The 14,688-nt window shown below is 60.2% G+C and carries 16 protein-coding genes, 1 tRNA gene and 1 pseudogene; 14 read left to right on the top strand and 4 right to left on the bottom strand.

Annotation, left to right across the window (positions count from 1 at the left end; translation table 11 throughout):
• Positions 1 to 128: 128 nt before the first annotated feature.
• Positions 129 to 1,595, top strand: coding sequence for a sigma-54-dependent transcriptional regulator (locus tag EM6_RS05075; protein ID WP_126420734.1), 1,467 nt, complete (start codon positions 129 to 131; stop codon positions 1,593 to 1,595).
• On the opposite strand, the gene EM6_RS05070 is transcribed toward EM6_RS05075, so the two are convergent.
• The 4 genes from EM6_RS05070 to ykgO all read right to left on the bottom strand — a co-directional run bounded on the left by EM6_RS05070 (position 1,596) and on the right by ykgO (position 3,298).
• Complete coding sequence (locus tag EM6_RS05070) at positions 1,596 to 2,183, bottom strand: DUF3833 domain-containing protein (protein ID WP_172961138.1); 588 nt, start codon at positions 2,181 to 2,183, stop codon at positions 1,596 to 1,598.
• A gap of 54 nt (positions 2,184 to 2,237) precedes the next feature.
• Positions 2,238 to 2,639 (bottom strand): hypothetical protein, encoded by a 402-nt coding sequence (locus EM6_RS05065; protein ID WP_126420731.1) that lies wholly within the window; start codon positions 2,637 to 2,639, stop codon positions 2,238 to 2,240.
• A gap of 71 nt (positions 2,640 to 2,710) precedes the next feature.
• Positions 2,711 to 2,980 (bottom strand): DUF2312 domain-containing protein, encoded by a 270-nt coding sequence (locus EM6_RS05060; protein ID WP_013479044.1) that lies wholly within the window; start codon positions 2,978 to 2,980, stop codon positions 2,711 to 2,713.
• 192 nt (positions 2,981 to 3,172) lie between these two features.
• Positions 3,173 to 3,298, bottom strand: coding sequence for a type B 50S ribosomal protein L36 (ykgO, locus tag EM6_RS05055; RefSeq protein ID WP_013479043.1), 126 nt, complete (start codon positions 3,296 to 3,298; stop codon positions 3,173 to 3,175).
• Positions 3,299 to 3,568: 270 nt separating this feature from the next.
• On the opposite strand from ykgO, the gene EM6_RS05050 reads away from it, so the two are divergent.
• From EM6_RS05050 to EM6_RS04990, 13 genes and pseudogenes are all read left to right on the top strand, one after another.
• On the top strand, positions 3,569 to 4,792 hold the full coding sequence (locus EM6_RS05050) for an acyltransferase family protein (protein ID WP_172961137.1): 1,224 nt from the start codon (positions 3,569 to 3,571) through the stop codon (positions 4,790 to 4,792).
• Between the two features lie 9 nt (positions 4,793 to 4,801).
• Complete coding sequence (locus EM6_RS17550; protein WP_232037101.1) at positions 4,802 to 6,091, top strand: hypothetical protein; 1,290 nt, start codon at positions 4,802 to 4,804, stop codon at positions 6,089 to 6,091.
• A gap of 2 nt (positions 6,092 to 6,093) precedes the next feature.
• Complete coding sequence (locus tag EM6_RS05035) at positions 6,094 to 6,396, top strand: winged helix-turn-helix domain-containing protein (protein ID WP_126420727.1); 303 nt, start codon at positions 6,094 to 6,096, stop codon at positions 6,394 to 6,396.
• An 80-nt stretch (positions 6,397 to 6,476) separates the two neighbouring features.
• Complete coding sequence (locus EM6_RS05030; RefSeq protein WP_126420725.1) at positions 6,477 to 7,805, top strand: lytic murein transglycosylase; 1,329 nt, start codon at positions 6,477 to 6,479, stop codon at positions 7,803 to 7,805.
• 753 nt (positions 7,806 to 8,558) lie between these two features.
• The gene (locus EM6_RS05025) at positions 8,559 to 9,422 is read left to right on the top strand and encodes a MotA/TolQ/ExbB proton channel family protein (RefSeq protein WP_126420723.1); all 864 of its coding nucleotides are present in this window, start codon (positions 8,559 to 8,561) and stop codon (positions 9,420 to 9,422) included.
• A 6-nt stretch (positions 9,423 to 9,428) separates the two neighbouring features.
• Positions 9,429 to 9,866 (top strand): ExbD/TolR family protein, encoded by a 438-nt coding sequence (locus tag EM6_RS05020; RefSeq protein WP_013479037.1) that lies wholly within the window; start codon positions 9,429 to 9,431, stop codon positions 9,864 to 9,866.
• A 110-nt stretch (positions 9,867 to 9,976) separates the two neighbouring features.
• Positions 9,977 to 10,423 carry a hypothetical protein gene (locus EM6_RS17545; RefSeq protein WP_232037100.1) on the top strand — a complete coding sequence of 149 codons (447 nt, stop codon included), beginning with the start codon at positions 9,977 to 9,979 and terminating at the stop codon, positions 10,421 to 10,423.
• Positions 10,408 to 10,482: pseudogene (locus EM6_RS17540) on the top strand (energy transducer TonB); the annotation flags it as partial. The gene EM6_RS17545 and the pseudogene EM6_RS17540, both read left to right, overlap by 16 nt.
• A gap of 509 nt (positions 10,483 to 10,991) precedes the next feature.
• A complete protein-coding gene (locus EM6_RS05010; protein WP_126420721.1) occupies positions 10,992 to 11,708 on the top strand; it encodes an energy transducer TonB in 717 nt (238 codons plus the stop codon).
• A 141-nt stretch (positions 11,709 to 11,849) separates the two neighbouring features.
• Complete coding sequence (locus EM6_RS05005; RefSeq protein ID WP_126420719.1) at positions 11,850 to 12,626, top strand: M48 family metallopeptidase; 777 nt, start codon at positions 11,850 to 11,852, stop codon at positions 12,624 to 12,626.
• Positions 12,627 to 12,648: 22 nt separating this feature from the next.
• Positions 12,649 to 13,203 carry an energy transducer TonB gene (locus EM6_RS05000; protein WP_126420717.1) on the top strand — a complete coding sequence of 185 codons (555 nt, stop codon included), beginning with the start codon at positions 12,649 to 12,651 and terminating at the stop codon, positions 13,201 to 13,203.
• Positions 13,204 to 13,306: 103 nt separating this feature from the next.
• Positions 13,307 to 13,382: transfer RNA gene (locus tag EM6_RS04995), tRNA-His, on the top strand.
• 136 nt (positions 13,383 to 13,518) lie between these two features.
• On the top strand, positions 13,519 to 14,601 hold the full coding sequence (locus EM6_RS04990) for an NAD(P)/FAD-dependent oxidoreductase (protein WP_172961136.1): 1,083 nt from the start codon (positions 13,519 to 13,521) through the stop codon (positions 14,599 to 14,601).
• Positions 14,602 to 14,688: the final 87 nt, after the last annotated feature.

The raw sequence follows: 14,688 nt of genomic DNA, 5'->3' as shown, positions 1-14,688 counted from the left end.
GGATTTTCAGGGTGTTGCTCTATTTGTGTCTCAAAACAGATCGTCCGCACCTCCATGCGGGCGCTCAGGCGCAACCGGCGGCATAGTCTTCGGCGGCGTCCTACACTCAACACGAGATGGTGCGGGCAATGGCTAAGACGATTCTGATTTGCGACGATGATCCGACCCAGCGGCGGCTGATTCAGGCCGTTTTGGAACGCGAGGGCTTTGCGGTCGTCCACGCCGAGAACGGACCGCAGGCCTATGATCGCCTGACCACCACCTCCGGCATAGACGCGGTCATTCTCGATCTGGTCATGCCGGGGCAGTCGGGTATCGACACGCTCAAGGACATCCGTGCGGCGGGCATTCGCACGCCGGTGGTGGTGCTTACCGCCTCGGGCGGCATCGACACCGTCGTCAAGGCCATGCAGGCCGGGGCGCAGGACTTCTTTATCAAACCCGCCTCACCAGAGCGTATTCTGGTCAGCGTGCGTAACGCCTTGCAGATGGGCGATATGGCGGCCGAGGTGACGCGCCTGAAGAAGCAGGTCACCAACCGCACCTCGTTCGACGATCTGGTCGGCACGTCTGCGGCCATGCAGATGGTGCGCCGTCTGGGCGAACGCGCCGCGCGGTCGGGCATCCCCGTGCTGATCCTGGGCGAAAGCGGCGTCGGTAAGGAACTGATCGCGCGCGCCATTCAGGGCTCATCGGATCGCGCCGGTAAGCCCTTTGTCGCCGTGAACTGTGGTGCCTTACCGGCCAATCTGGTCGAATCCATTCTGTTCGGTCACGAAAAGGGTTCCTTCACCGGCGCGTCGGACAAGCACCTTGGCAAGTTTCAGGAAGCCAGCGGCGGCACGCTGTTCCTCGATGAGGTCGGTGAACTGCCGCTTGACATGCAGGTCAAGCTGCTGCGCGCCCTTCAGGAAGGCGAAATCGACCCCATCGGCGCCAAACGTCCGGTCAAGGTCGATGTCCGCATCATTTCGGCGACCAACCGCAACCTTCAGGATCAGGTAAAGGCCGGGCATTTCCGCGAAGACCTCTTCTACCGCCTCAATGTCTTCCCGATCGAAGCGCCGTCCTTGCGTGAACGCCGTGAGGATATTCCGGCCCTGATCGAACACTTCATCCGTCGTTTCAATGTCGAAGAGGGCAAGCGCGTGGCCGGTGTGGCCTCGGACGCCCTGCAACTCCTGTGCGCTTACGACTGGCCAGGCAATGTGCGTCAGTTGGAAAACACCATCTATCGCGCCATTGTGCTGGCCGATACGCCGCACCTTCAGGCCTATGACTTCCCGGCCATTTCGGGTCAGCACCTGCCGCAGGCGGTTATGTCCACGCCGGTGCTGCCGCCGGTCATTGCCGAGCATCAGGCGGCCATGACGCAGCTTGATGCGGGCCTGCCGGATCAGCCGGTGAAGATCCTCGACGGGGCCGGGCACCTGCGCAAGCTGGAAGAGATCGAACGCGACCTGATCGAGCACGCCATCAGCGTCTATGCCGGGCATATGTCCGAAGTGGCGCGCCGCCTCGGCATCGGCCGCTCTACGCTCTATCGCAAGGTGCGTGACTGCGGCCTTGAAGGCATGGTCAAGGAAGCGGGTTAACTATTTAAAGTCTTTGGTCAATGACTCGGCCACCGGGGCCGGGTGGCCGGGCTTGATAAAGCTCAAGGTCACCCGCCCCACATGCACGCCGAATTTCGACACATCGGTGCGATTGATAGCGACCCCGTCCGCCACCAGATGCGACCAGTCGTCGAAGCGTACCTTAAGCGTGCCGCCCTGATAGGGCAGGTTGAGCAGGTAACGGATACGGATGGCGTCGCCGCCCGTTTCGATGCGCGCCGTTCCGGCCACATCCTGTGCCCGGCCTTCATAGAGGCCATTGCTGATCTTGCGGAAGGTCCAGGTGCGCGTCTGGCGCTCACCATCATTCCACAAGAAGCGCTCATCCAGTACAAAACCCTCAGCCGTCGGCGTGCCGCGCGTCACCACGCTGAAGGTGCGGCTGACCTTGCCGCTGCGGTCCTCGAACACGCCATAGGCACGGGTTTCCCCGGCAAAGTAGGACTCAAGCTCGAAGGCCGGTTGCGGGCGGCTGTTGCTGGCGATGTCCAGCGAGGCGCAGCCGGAAAGACTGCCCGCACCGACGGTGGTCAGAGCCAGGGCAAACAGAAGGGCACGTGAACGCATCGGACGCTCCATCAATAGCGGTTTATCAGAGTACGCTATCCGTGAGGCTTCGGTTCAGTCTTCGTCTTCGGCAGGCTTGGCGGCGCGCGATTTCACCTTCTGGCGGATCTCACGCAGTTTGACGCCTTGCAGCAGGGACAGGGTCCCATTCATTGCCCCCTTATCCGGATCGGCAAAGGCGCGGCCATAGGTCTTTACGCGGTCGCTCACGCTGTCGATAAAGTCGTATTCCCATTCGGACAGATCGACGCCCGCCTCGGCCGCGGCCTTTTTGGCGCGTTCCAGCGCCCGCAGGGTGCGCTTTTGCAGCGCCTTCTTTTCATCGAGCGGGGAGGAGGGCGGTTTGGGCGCAGGCGGCCGGGCAGACAGACCGCCCCGTGATGACAGAGGGGCCTTTGTCTTCAGTTCGCTCTTGCGTGTCAGCCCCTTGCCGGGCGTTTTGGACTTGAACGCCATTTGAGCATCACACGCCGCTCAGGCATTGGGGTCAAATAAAAAATCCTCTCCTTTGTCAGGAGAGGATCACATCACAGCCCGCCAATAGCCGAAAGATAAAGGTCGAGCAGGGTTTCTTCTTCCTGAAGCTTGACCTTGTCCTTCTTGCGAAGGCTGACCACCTTGCGCATCACCTTGGTGTCGAAGCCTTCGCCCTTGGCCTCGGCATAGACGTCTTTCAGATCGCCGGCGATGGCGGCCTTGTCCTCTTCGAGGCGTTCGATGCGCTCGATAAACGATTTCAGGCGGCCTTGCGCGGCGGCGGTGATGACGTCGGGGTGAGCGGACTGATCGTCGGCCATGAAACTATCCTTGAAAGGGAAAACGGAGGTCCCGTTCACCATAAACCATGCGAATCACCCGCTCAATACGCCGCGATTCGCCGGATGTGCCTGAGCTGTGGATGAATTTCGTAGCCATGATAAACGAGAAAAGCGTCCGGAGCGGACTCCGGACGCTGAATTCTGTGAGCCTTCAGGCCTAATCGGTGTCGATTAGCCTTGCTTGGCCTTGAAGCGCGGGTCGGTCTTGTTGATGACATAGACCACGCCCTTGCGACGGACGATCTTGCAGTCCCGGTGACGGGTCTTCAGCGACTTCAGCGAGCTACGGACTTTCATGGTCCCAACCTTTGACTAAGTAATGACTGAGGCTTTGACCGAATTCGCGCGGCCCATACGGGGGCGAAGCCTTCAAGCCATGTGTGAGGCGCGGTTCCTACGCGAAGCGCAGACACAAGTCAACAATCTGTGAGCGGCTTTTTGCACAAATCACGACCGCAGGCGAGCGGCGGATGGATTTATCATTTTTAGACTAGTTTAAATTATAAACTGGTTTATATAATCCGACGCAACGGCGTTATGGCCGGGGTGACGCCGGAGGAGGGCGCCATGACGAATGAGACGCAAAGGGTGGACGGAACGCGCTTTTATGCGCTGGATGCGGTACGGGGCGGGGCGCTGTTTTTAGGCGTCGTGCTGCACGCCGGACTGGCCTATATGTCGCCGCCCGCCTGGATCGTGAACGATCCTTCGGGCCATGCCGCGGTGGGATCGCTGTTTTTCACCATCCATATGTTCCGCATGAGCCTGTTCTTTATATTGGCCGGGTTTTTTGCGCGGCTGCTGTACCGCAAGCGCGGCGCTGCGGGCTTTGTCCTTGATCGCGTAAAGCGCGTGGCGGGCCCACTGGTCCTGTTCTGGTTTCCGGTTCTGGCAGCCATTATCACGGTGCTCATTCTTGCCGCGCTGAAAGCCAATCCGGCGCTGGCGAACCAGCCGCCAGCCCCACCACCGCCCCTGACGGCAGAGACCTTTCCCCTGACGCACCTGTGGTTCCTCTACATGCTGCTGTTGCTTTATGCGGTGTGCGTACCGCTGCGCGGCCTGCTGGCCTTTATCGACAGCGGCGGGGCCTTGCGCCGCGCAGCCGACGGCGTGTTTGGCCTTGTCATCCGCTGGGACCTGACGCCGTTGGTGTTTGGCCTGCCGCTGTGGCTGCTTATTCAGGTGCAGCCGCAATGGGATCACTGGCTCGGCATCCCGACGCCGGACAAGGGCTTTATCCCCAATGCGCTGGCCAGCGCCGCCTACCTGTCGACCTTCGTCTTCGGCTGGTGCCTGCATCGCAATGCGAACCGGCTGGAGATGGTGCGCAAGAAAGGCTTTCTGAATCTCTTTTCTGCCGTGGCGTTGACGCTGGCGGCGCAATGGCTGGGCGGGCATCAGGCCGAAACCGACGCGGTCACCGGCGGCGCGTGGCGGGCGCTTTATTCAGCAACCTATGTGCTGGGGCTGTGGAGCTGGTGTCTGGGGTTGATCGGCGTCGCCCTGCGCTTTCTGGATCGCCCCAGCCGCTTCTGGCGCTACATGGCGGATTCGGCCTATTGGGTCTATCTGGTGCACCTGCCGCTGGTCTTGCTGATGCAGTACCTGTTGCTCGACCTTTCGGCGCCTTATTTCGTAAAGCTGCCGCTGGCCGTTTTGAGCACGCTGTTTCTTTCGCTGCTCAGCTATCAGCTTCTGGTAAGGTACAGCTTCATCGGGGCGATTCTGGACGGTCGCAAGCGCGTTTTGCGCAAGCGCCAGACGCCCGCAACAACCGCTACAGTCTGATTGCTGATCATGGGTCGGATATTTTTCAAATCGCGCATTGCCGAAGCGGCGGATCTGGCCTTTGCCCGATCCTTCGCCGGGGAAGGGCCGCGGGCACAGGCGTCGGCGGGGCTGGTCTTCTTCTGGGCCGGGCTGCTCTATGGCCTTCAGACGCTTGTCTATGCGGCCATCGAAGCGGGCTGGCTGACTGTCACGCCGCCCTACGGCCTGTGGCTGGCCATCGGTCCGACCCTGCCGTTTCTGGGGGTGATCGCCTATGTCGCCTGGCGCGAGCGCAAGGGGAAGAGCGGTGTGGCGACGCGCGCCCTGTCGGCCAGCTACACCTCAGCCGGGCTGCTGAATCTGGTTATTGCGGTGACGTTCGGCTGGCTGGCGATCAGTCGCCAGTCCACGACGATCTGGCTTTTGTACCCCATCGTCATCTGCGCCATGCAGGGCGCGGTATGGTACGCCGCCGCGCTGATTCGTCGAAAGCTGTGGCTGGGTGTGGTTTCGGCGGGCTGGTTCGTCACCACACTGGCCCTGACCCTGCTGATGACGCAGGTGGCAGCCTATCTCTTTTGTCTGGGCCTAGCTCTCTTGGCGCTGATGGCGGCACCGGGTTATGTCATGCAGCGGTTGTCGGCGCGCGAGCGCGCACCTGAAACACTCGGGATCGAAAAAACTGTCGATTCAGGTGCCGACACCGACCCGCAGGCCGCGCGGGAAGCTCTGGCCTTTGTCAAGGCACTGGTCGATCGCGGCGAGCAGGTTCAGATATCGGGCGGCCTGCTGCTTCTGTCCGGCGGTCTGCTGTATGGCCTGCAATGCCTGCTGCACGGTCTGGACATGAGCGACCGCCTCCGGTTGGGGGCCTTGGGGCATCTGATCAATGGTGTCCTGCCGACGATTCTGTTTCTGATCGTGGTCGGTGTCGTGGTGTGGCGCGACCGGCATAAGGCCCCTGCCAATGCCGGCAGCCGGGCCATCAATGCGGCCTTTGGCGGTGTCGGGCTGGCTAACCTGTTTATGAACCTTGTCTTTGGCTATGCCGCCTTCACGCAAAAGCTGTGGCTGATCTGGATGCTTTATCCGATTTCGCTTTGCGCGCTGATGGGGGCCGGCTGGTACGTGGCGGCGGTTGCCAAGCGCAAGCTGTGGGCCGCGCTTGTCTGTGCGGGCTGGTTTATGACCGCGGTTCTTTTGGCGTGGCGGGTGGAAACCCCGGAATATCTGCTGATCCTGTCCGGGGCGCTGGTTCTGCTGATGGCGGTGCCGGGTTATCTCCTGATGCGTTTCGACGCCGGACAGCGGGCGTAAGTATGAGTGGCTTTGACGTCAACCGGCTGGACGATGCGATCCACGGCCGCCTGCGGCTGGGGATCATGGCCTATCTGGCCGACGCCGAAGCCGCCGATTTCAACGAGCTGAAGGGCGTGCTCGAAGCCACGCAGGGCAATCTCTCGGTGCATCTGTCCAAGCTGGAGGACGCGGGCTATGTCGAGATCGTCAAGGGCTATCAGGGCAAGAAGCCGCTGACGCGCGTGCACATCACCTCTGCGGGGCGTCAGGCCTTCGCCCGCTATATAGAGGTGCTGTCCGGACTTGTCGAAAAGCGCACATAACAGCTTGTTTACCGCTTTGCGCTTGGAAATGACATCATTCCAAGGCTAAGATTCGCACCTGTATCGGAAGGATGATCTGTATGAAGCGGCGTGTACTCAGTCTGTGTCTGTTCCTCGGCGCCTGTTCGACGGCCTCCAGCCTGCCGACGCCGATCGAGAACAAGCCGCAGCCGCCGCGCGTCGAAACGGGGCCGACGACCGATAAGCCGCAATCGCCGCCGAAGCCCGCACCGGCCTCTGCCCCGGTCACCTATGCCAATTTCGCCGACTGGCGCGAGGCCTTTGTGGCCAGGGCGGTGGCCAGAGGCTTTGACCGCGCTTTTGTTGAAAACCTGCTGGCCGATGTGCAACCGAAAGAATCGGTGGTCAAGGCCGATACGGGGCAGCCGGAATTTTCCAAGCCCATCTCGTCTTACGTGAAAAACGCCGTGTCGGCGGCGCGCATCCAGACGGGGCGTGAGCGCGTCAACGCCAATCCCGATATTGCCGCCATCGAAGCGCGCTATGGCGTGCCGCGCGAAGTGCTGGGCGGCGTCTGGGGTATGGAAAGCGACTATGGCCGCGTGCAGGGCGATATTGATGTCGTTACCGCCTTTGCGACTCTGGCCTATGACGGGCGTCGTCGCGACTGGGCCGAAACGCAGTTGCTCAGTGTGCTCTCTATTATAAAGAGCGGAAAGGCGACCCGTCAGGAGTTGAAGGGCTCATGGGCCGGGGCGATGGGCCAGACGCAGTTCCTGCCAGAAAACTATCTGAAGCTTGGGCAGGACGGCGACGGCGATGGCCACGTCAATATCTGGACATCGGACTCTGACGCTCTGGCTTCCGCCGCCAATCTGCTGAAAAGCGAGGGCTGGCGTCCGGGGCAGGCTTGGGCGGTTGAGGTGACGCTTCCGGTGGGTTTCGACTACTATCTGGCCGAAACCGAAAGCCAGACGCCCGACGGGTGGGCGCAAAAGGGTGTGGTTCGTGCCGACGGCGGCAACTGGAACGCCAGCGAAAAGACGGCCCCGGCCGTGCTGATTCTGCCGTCGGGGGCCAAGGGGCCAGCCTTTCTGGCCCTGCCCAATCATTTCGTTATTCGCAAATACAATAATTCCACCGCCTATGCGCTGGCCGTCGGGTTGAATGCCGATGGAATTGCGGGGCGCAGCGCGTTGAAGACGCCGTGGCCGGATGAACAGCCCTTGTCTCTGGCGGTGCGCAAAAATGTCCAGACGGCGCTGAATGCGGCGGGCTTCAACGCCGGGACCGTCGATGGGGTTATCGGCATCGGTACGCGCAAGGCTTTGCGCGAATGGCAAAAGGCCAATGGCCGCGTCGCGGATGGCTATCTCAGCTACGAACTGGCCAGCGAATTGTCGGCCAAGGTGACGGGATACACGATCCTGGGCCCGTCGGGCCGTTAAACCGGTGCCACTTCAGGCGGTTTAAATCCGCTTTCCGGATGCTCCGAACACTGTCTTTTGCTGCAATGCGGGAAAATTTCCCGTCTTCGGTAATATTTTGCCAGTGTTAGCGTTATCTTATGCCGGATAAAGGGCAAGGACATGTCCGAATCCAGTCGCTTTCCGAGACGTGAGACGTCCGCGCGTTCGTAAAAACGTCTTTATAAATTTGACACATAGCGTTGAAAGCGGGTGGTTTTTTCGCCTTTTCGATGCAAGTCGCCCTTCGACCTGCACCCCGAATTAAAAAAAATTTATCTCACGCAAAAATATTCTCCCAAGCCTCTTGGAACTTAACTATCGGACATGTTTAAGTTTTTAACAAAAAAGCGCAGGAATTACCTTGCCTGTGGCCGAAATGTAACGCGCGGTGGCACGATAAGCACCTTGACGGGGTGAGGGAGGATTGCTTTTTTAGTCCGCAAATCACTTTGTAACCACTGGTGTAACAGAGGGATCGTCCACGCCCGGTCATTCGGCAGGGCAGGGACAAAAGGTTTGTGCGCAGCGCAGCCGTATGCGGACGCAGATCCGTGACGATGCGTAACACAAGAGAGGTTCACGAAGGGACATGCGACCTTAACGGAAACATGGGCTTTCGTGTGCCACGTTCTAAATATGTCTTAGGCTTAAACCAGGGGGTTCACGCTGCCCCCGAAAATCCTTGGTCAGCCCTCCTACCGGGGGTTATCCTTATTCAGGAATTGGCGAAAAATGCTCGAACACAAGAAACACAACCCGCTCATTGCTCTGCTCGGCGCCGCTGCGCTGCTTCTGAGCGCTCCGACGATGGCTGCCGCGGCTGCGGCTACGTCGCCCGCCGCTGCTGAAGCCCCGGCTGCTGAAGCCCCGGCTGCTGAAGCGGCCCCGGCTGCGACCACCGGTGGTCACGGCAAGATCACCGTTGCCTCGATGTTCATGCTGGCCGTGCCGGTCGTTAAGGCCGTCATGATCGGTCTGGTGCTCGCGTCCGTCATCTCCTGGACCATCCTGGTCATCAAGCTGATGTTCTTCGCGAAGCTCAACAAGGCGTCGAACAACTACCTCGAAGCCTTCCGCGGCGCCCGTTCGATCGCCGACATCAACCGCATCTCGACCTCGGATGAGTTCGCTGGCAACCCGATGGCCGACATGGCCGCCGTCGCCACCGAAGAAATCCAGATCTCGAAGCAAGCCGGCCTTCAGGTTTCGGGTGAGCATCGCGACTCGACCCTGCACCGCGCCTCGTCCTCGATCAACGCTGTTCAGGCCGGTCTGGCCAAGCGTCTGTCGGGTGGCCTGACCTTCCTCGCTTCGACCGGTTCGATCGGGCCTTTCGTCGGTCTGTTCGGTACGGTTTACGGCATCATGAACTCGTTCATCGGCATTGCTGACTCGGGTACGACCAACCTGGCCGTCGTGGCTCCGGGTATCGCCGAAGCCCTGCTCGCCACCGGTATCGGTCTGGCTGCCGCTATCCCGGCCGTCGTCATGTACAACATCTTCAACACCTCGATCGCTGCTTACGGTACCCGTTCGGAGCAATTTGTTGCGGAACTGATGAACTCGCTGTCGCGTCAACTCGACAAAGGGGCGTAAGTACTCATGGGAGCCAAGCTATCCTCTGGCAGCGGCGGCTCGAAGTTTCATATCGAGCAGAACAGCGAAATTAACGTTACGCCGTTCGTCGATATCATGCTGGTTCTTCTGATTATCTTCATGGTGGCCGCTCCCATGGCCTCCGTGTCGATCGAAGTGAACCTTCCGACAGCCGTCGCCCCGCCGCAACAAAACCCGCCCAAGCCGATCTATATCTCCATCCAGCAGGATGGCGGTGTGTTCATCGGCGATAAACCTACCTCTCTGGCTGATCTTGGGGCCGACATGAAGATTCAGGTCGGCAAACGTGATCCGGACAAGGAGCGCATCTTCATTCGTTGCGATCGCAAGACCCGCTATGCGGACTTCATGCAGGTGATGAATGCCCTTCAGGACAACGGCTACTACAGCGTTGCTCTGATCGGTGAAGATGGTAACAAGTAAGAGGGCCTGAGATTATGGAAGAGACCCCACACAGGCGTCGAGATCCTATTCTCGACCCCCCGGTTAACAAGGACAAAACGCCCTTGTTTGTCGGTATTGGCGTGGCAATCGTGGCCCACGTGGGACTGGCCTACTACATCTATCACGAAAAGTTCGAAATCAAGCCGGTGGAATATGAAGACACCAAGATTGATACCGAACTGGTAGATCTGGCACCGCCGCCCCCACCGCCGCCACCTCCGCCTCCGCCTCCGCCTGACATGCCTCCGCCTCCGCCGAAGCTTCAGGTTCGCGAGCCGGTGATCCAGACCGACGCGCCTCCGCCTCCGGCTCCGATTCAGATCGAAGCTACGAAGAAGGAAGACCGCGTCGAGTACAAGGGGCCGCCGCAAATCGTCCCGGGACCGCCGCCGCCTCCGGCTCCGGTCGTTCCCGCTGGTCCGCGCTACACGACGGCTCAATGGACGCCGCCGACATCGGATCAGTTGCTTGACCTTTACCCCCGCGTGCTCAGGACGCGGAAGTTGAGGGCGAAGTCACGATTGACTGCGTTCTAAACTCAGAAGGCAAGATCACGGGCTGTACTGTCGAAAGCGAAAAGCCTGCGGGCTATGGCTTCGGCGCGGCGACCGTGAAGGGCTTTATGCGTTATGCCAAGATCAAGAAGGGCACCGATGGTGAACTTCGCGATGGTGACCGCAAGAAGTTCCGCTTCAAGTGGACCCTGCAATAGGGTCCACGCCGAAACTCAGAAAAGCCCTCCGGTTCTGCCGGAGGGCTTTTTTGTTTACCGGACGCAGGCTGAAATGCTGGGGTCATCTAAAAGAAATTCGATCCAATATACTGTTTTATAACATATTTTTCTTTCTATGCTGCTGCGTGTTTTTCGGAATGTACTTCAATCACGAAAAAGGCATTTGAACTTATAAATGCTAAGTGATATGTTTTGCTAAGTCAGAAGAAAATATCTTTCTCCCGATGGTTGGTCTCAGGCAAGGGGGCTTTGAGACGCACGGGCCCGCAGACATCAAATCCTTACCGTCTCGCACGCGGTAACGTACCGGTGCCCGTTTTCCGGACGGGTGCCGGCCATAAGGATCAGACCCTAAGGAAAGGAAACACCCCATGGCAACGACCATCATCCCGCCGACCCGCAACCCTTTGTTTCAGGCCCCCGCTCAAAAGCGCCTGTCCAAGCCCGTCATGGTGGGCATTGCCTTTGCCTCTGTGGTGCATCTGGGCCTTGCGGCCTACATCATCAACGAACGTTTTGAAGTAAAGCTGGCCCAGGCACCGGACGGCACGCCGGTTATCGAAGCGCCAATGATCACGTTCAAACCCAAGCCAGCAGAGCCCACGGTTCAGGAACGCAAACCCCAAACGACGCCGATCCGTTTAAACAGACCCGATACGCTGGTCCTGCCGGTTGAGGACAGCCTGCCAGTGGTGGCAACGCCGACGGACCTGCCCGAAGTGACAGGTCCCATACCGGTTATCACCGGTCAGCCGGGCCCGGTGGCTGACCCCGGGCCGGTCCATGCGGTTGGTCCGACCTACGTCAAGGCGGTGTGGTCGCGCTTTCCGGACTCAGCGGTCCTGATGGAGTATTACCCCGCCCGCGCTATGGACGCCGAGGTCGAAGGGGCGGCGACTCTGGCCTGTACGGTGCGTGACACCAAGGGTCGTGTGAAGTGCGAGGTGCTGTCGGAAGACCCCAGAGGTTATGGCTTTGGCGATGCCGCAGTGCGCGCGGTAGAGGCCAAGGGCCGCGCCGACACATCGAACGGTGCGGTCGAGGTCGGAGCCACCATGCGTGTCAAGATGGGCTTTGCCCTCCAGTAGGCGCCTGCCTCCCGATTGTGACAGGGCCTCCGGACATCCGGAGGCCTTTTTACGTGCGGCTTATGGCCAAGGGCGCAGCCTTTATTGACCGAGCGCCGCGCAGACGCCATTATGTTTCAGGAAAAATCCGAGGGAGTCCCCATGCCTGCGCGCCTGAAAACCATTCTGAGCCCGAAAACACTGACGATCACGGCCCTGATTGCGGCCGCGGGGACTCTGGTGGCCTGCGAAACGAACGACACCCTCGGCCGCAGCCAGTTCCTTCTGGTTGATAATGCCGATCTGGAGCCGTCGGCCCTGCAAGGGTGGCAGGAACTGATGCGTACCTCGAAAGTCTCGACCGACGCCGCGTTGAACCGCCGGGTCAAGACCGTCGGCGCGAAGATCGTCGCGGCGGCGGGCTATAATCCCAATCAGTGGGAATATGTGCTGTTTCAGGATGATCAGCCCAACGCCTTCGTCATTCCGGGCAACAAGGTCGGTGTGAATACTGGCCTGTTCAAGGTGGTGAAGAATGATGACCAGTTGGCGGCGGTTCTGGGCCACGAAACGGCGCACGTCCTGGGCAAGCACGCGGCTGAGCGCTATTCGCAGCAGGTCGGCACGCAGATCGCGCTTCAGACGGCCGCCGGGGCCACGTCGGGCCGTACCCAGCAGGTGATTGCCAATTACGGCGGCATGGGTGCACAACTGGGGCTTCTGCTGCCCTATTCGCGCAAGCACGAACTGGAGGCCGACCGGATCGGCGTCGATATCATGGTCAAGGCGGGGTATAAGGCCTCGGAGTCCATCGCCCTGTGGCGCAATATGCAGGCCCTGAATCAGGGCAAACCACCGGAATTCCTTTCAACTCACCCGTCAGACAATACGCGCATCGCGCAACTGGAAACCTATATCCAGTCAAAAGGTTATAAATAACACTATATAAGGGGGCGGGGCTATGATCGTTGAGGACGAGCGGGAGGCGGCCGCGCGCCGCCTGAAAAGACTCATGGTGTGGCTTATCTTGGCCTTGCTGCTGTTTGTGGGGGCCGGCCTGCTGGCCGATTACACAAAGCCACTTCCCACTCTGTCCCAAGTCTCAGACAGTATTGAGGCCTTCTTTTCGGAGAAGGTCACGCGCCAGACGCGCCACGAACCACGTCCTCATGATATTCCCGCCGTGGAGGCATCGCCACCTGTTCCCGTAGACATTGACTCTAACACGATTAACGCAAGGTGGGACCTTGGCGATGATGTGGACCTCGCCGATTACATGCCCGATAAGGCCATAGATGCCAATGCAAAGGGTGAAAGCACGGTTGCGTGCCGCTGGGATGCCGGCGGGCGCGTGACAGGGTGTACGATCATCTCTGAGAGCCCGCAGGGATTTGGTTTTGGACAGGCAACGCTGCGTCTGATGCGCGACCACGGGCGGGTTGCCGCCCGAAATCCCGATGAGCCCTTAACAGCGGGTGAGGGATTGAAGATACGCTTTCGCTGGGTGGTGGACTGAATGTTACGGAGCCGCTTTTTCACCGCTTATTGCGTCGGCGGGTGAAATTACCCCTTGATCGGCGGGCCGTCGCGGTTTAGAGGATCGGCCCTCACGATGGTCTGCCGTCTTAGCTCACTTGGTAGAGCGCCAGATTGTGGCTCTGGAGGTAGCTGGTTCGAAACCAGCAGACGGTACCATCGTGATAAAAGCCCCCCGACACGCCCTATGGCATAGCTAAACCGGTCGTCCACGGACGGATTGACGCAAGGGTCGCGTGCGCTCTGGTCCTGCGGGCAAATCCGGTTATAAGGCAGGCCTGAAAAGGATATGCCTATGTCTTCGTCTTTCAGCCTTATCGTTATCGGTGGCGGCATTACCGGCCTGAGCCTTGCCCTGCGCGCGCTGGATTACGGTCTGGCGGTGACCCTTATTGCAAAGGACGCGGTCGAAGACACCACCTCGGCCCTGTCGGCGGGCATGATTGCCCCGGCGATGGAAGCCCTGACTGAAGCGCAGCCGGAGATGTCCTATGCCCGTTACGTCGCGGCGCAGAAGCACTGGCCTGCCTTCGCTGCCGATCTGGGTTTGTCTGAAATCCTTGAAATGGCGCAACCCGCCGTCTGGGTGTGGTCGGGCGAGGCGGGGCCGTCGCCTGACGACATGATGGCGCGCTTCACGGCGCTGGGAGCCAAGGGGCAGGTGATGGCCGAAGAAGACCTTGCCAAACTGGGGTTCCATGCGCCTTTGCACGGCATCGAGATCGTTGGCGAATGGCTGATGGCCGCGGCGCCGGTGCTGGCCTTTATGAAAACGCAGTTCGAGGCGCGTGGCGGGCGCTGGGTCGAGGGCGAGGTCACGCAGGTGGCCGCCCACAGCGTCGAGCTTTCCGATGGTTCGGTGCATCAGGCCGGGCATGTGGCCGTCTGTGCCGGCTACGGGGCAGAGACCTTTGCGGATTCTGTGCCGTCATTGAAGGCTCTGACGCCCATCAAGGGCCATCTGCTCGATCGCGACGGGCGCAGTGACCCCGCTCTGGCCGGGCGGATGGTGCGCTCGCCCTGGGGCTATTGGGTGTTTCTGGACGGCCTGACCAAGTTTGGCGCCACCATGCAGGCCGGTAAGGCCGATGAGGGTGTGGAACCGGGCGTCATCGATTCGCTGATAGACAAGGCCCGCAAATTTACGCCGTCGTCCGTTGCGCCGCTTCAGGACGTCACGCCGCGCGTTGGCGTGCGGGCGGCGACACCGGATCAATGGCCGTTGATTGGGCGCGACGTCAGTGGCGTCTATGTGGCCGCCGGAATGCGGCGCAATGGCTGGATATATGGTCCCTATGCCGCCACGGTGTTAACGGCCCTGATAACGGGGCAGGAACCGCCGGAAGGGGCGGAGGCCTACGCGCTGCAGCGGTTTTGATTCATGCCTCGTTAACCTCCATCGGGCAAAATTTGCCCATTCTTTGGTTAATGTGCGCCTTTCATGTCCGGCCCTTCGTCTCCCGTT

Origin of the sequence: Asticcacaulis excentricus (assembly GCF_003966695.1) — a bacterium.
GTDB classification, from domain to species: Bacteria; Pseudomonadota; Alphaproteobacteria; order Caulobacterales; family Caulobacteraceae; genus Asticcacaulis; species Asticcacaulis excentricus_A.
The sequence above is the reverse complement of the archived record's forward strand: the minus strand, read 5'-3'. Positions and strand labels throughout refer to the sequence as shown.

Excerpts from the sequence above, each read along its gene's own strand:
- EM6_RS05035 (WP_126420727.1), top strand. The coding sequence starts at position 6,094 with ATGAGTGGCTTTGACGTCAACCGGCTGGACGATGCGATCCACGGCCGC.
- EM6_RS05020 (WP_013479037.1), top strand. The coding sequence starts at position 9,429 with ATGGGAGCCAAGCTATCCTCTGGCAGCGGCGGCTCGAAGTTTCATATC.
- EM6_RS05030 (WP_126420725.1), top strand. The coding sequence starts at position 6,477 with ATGAAGCGGCGTGTACTCAGTCTGTGTCTGTTCCTCGGCGCCTGTTCG.
- ykgO (WP_013479043.1), bottom strand. The coding sequence starts at position 3,298 with ATGAAAGTCCGTAGCTCGCTGAAGTCGCTGAAGACCCGTCACCGGGAC.
- EM6_RS05075 (WP_126420734.1), top strand. The coding sequence starts at position 129 with ATGGCTAAGACGATTCTGATTTGCGACGATGATCCGACCCAGCGGCGG.
- EM6_RS05050 (WP_172961137.1), top strand. The coding sequence starts at position 3,569 with ATGACGAATGAGACGCAAAGGGTGGACGGAACGCGCTTTTATGCGCTG.
- EM6_RS17550 (WP_232037101.1), top strand. The coding sequence starts at position 4,802 with ATGGGTCGGATATTTTTCAAATCGCGCATTGCCGAAGCGGCGGATCTG.
- EM6_RS05065 (WP_126420731.1), bottom strand. The coding sequence starts at position 2,639 with ATGGCGTTCAAGTCCAAAACGCCCGGCAAGGGGCTGACACGCAAGAGC.
- EM6_RS05005 (WP_126420719.1), top strand. The coding sequence starts at position 11,850 with ATGCCTGCGCGCCTGAAAACCATTCTGAGCCCGAAAACACTGACGATC.
- EM6_RS05000 (WP_126420717.1), top strand. The coding sequence starts at position 12,649 with ATGATCGTTGAGGACGAGCGGGAGGCGGCCGCGCGCCGCCTGAAAAGA.
- EM6_RS05010 (WP_126420721.1), top strand. The coding sequence starts at position 10,992 with ATGGCAACGACCATCATCCCGCCGACCCGCAACCCTTTGTTTCAGGCC.
- EM6_RS05060 (WP_013479044.1), bottom strand. The coding sequence starts at position 2,980 with ATGGCCGACGATCAGTCCGCTCACCCCGACGTCATCACCGCCGCCGCG.
- EM6_RS04990 (WP_172961136.1), top strand. The coding sequence starts at position 13,519 with ATGTCTTCGTCTTTCAGCCTTATCGTTATCGGTGGCGGCATTACCGGC.
- EM6_RS05070 (WP_172961138.1), bottom strand. The coding sequence starts at position 2,183 with ATGCGTTCACGTGCCCTTCTGTTTGCCCTGGCTCTGACCACCGTCGGT.
- EM6_RS05025 (WP_126420723.1), top strand. The coding sequence starts at position 8,559 with ATGCTCGAACACAAGAAACACAACCCGCTCATTGCTCTGCTCGGCGCC.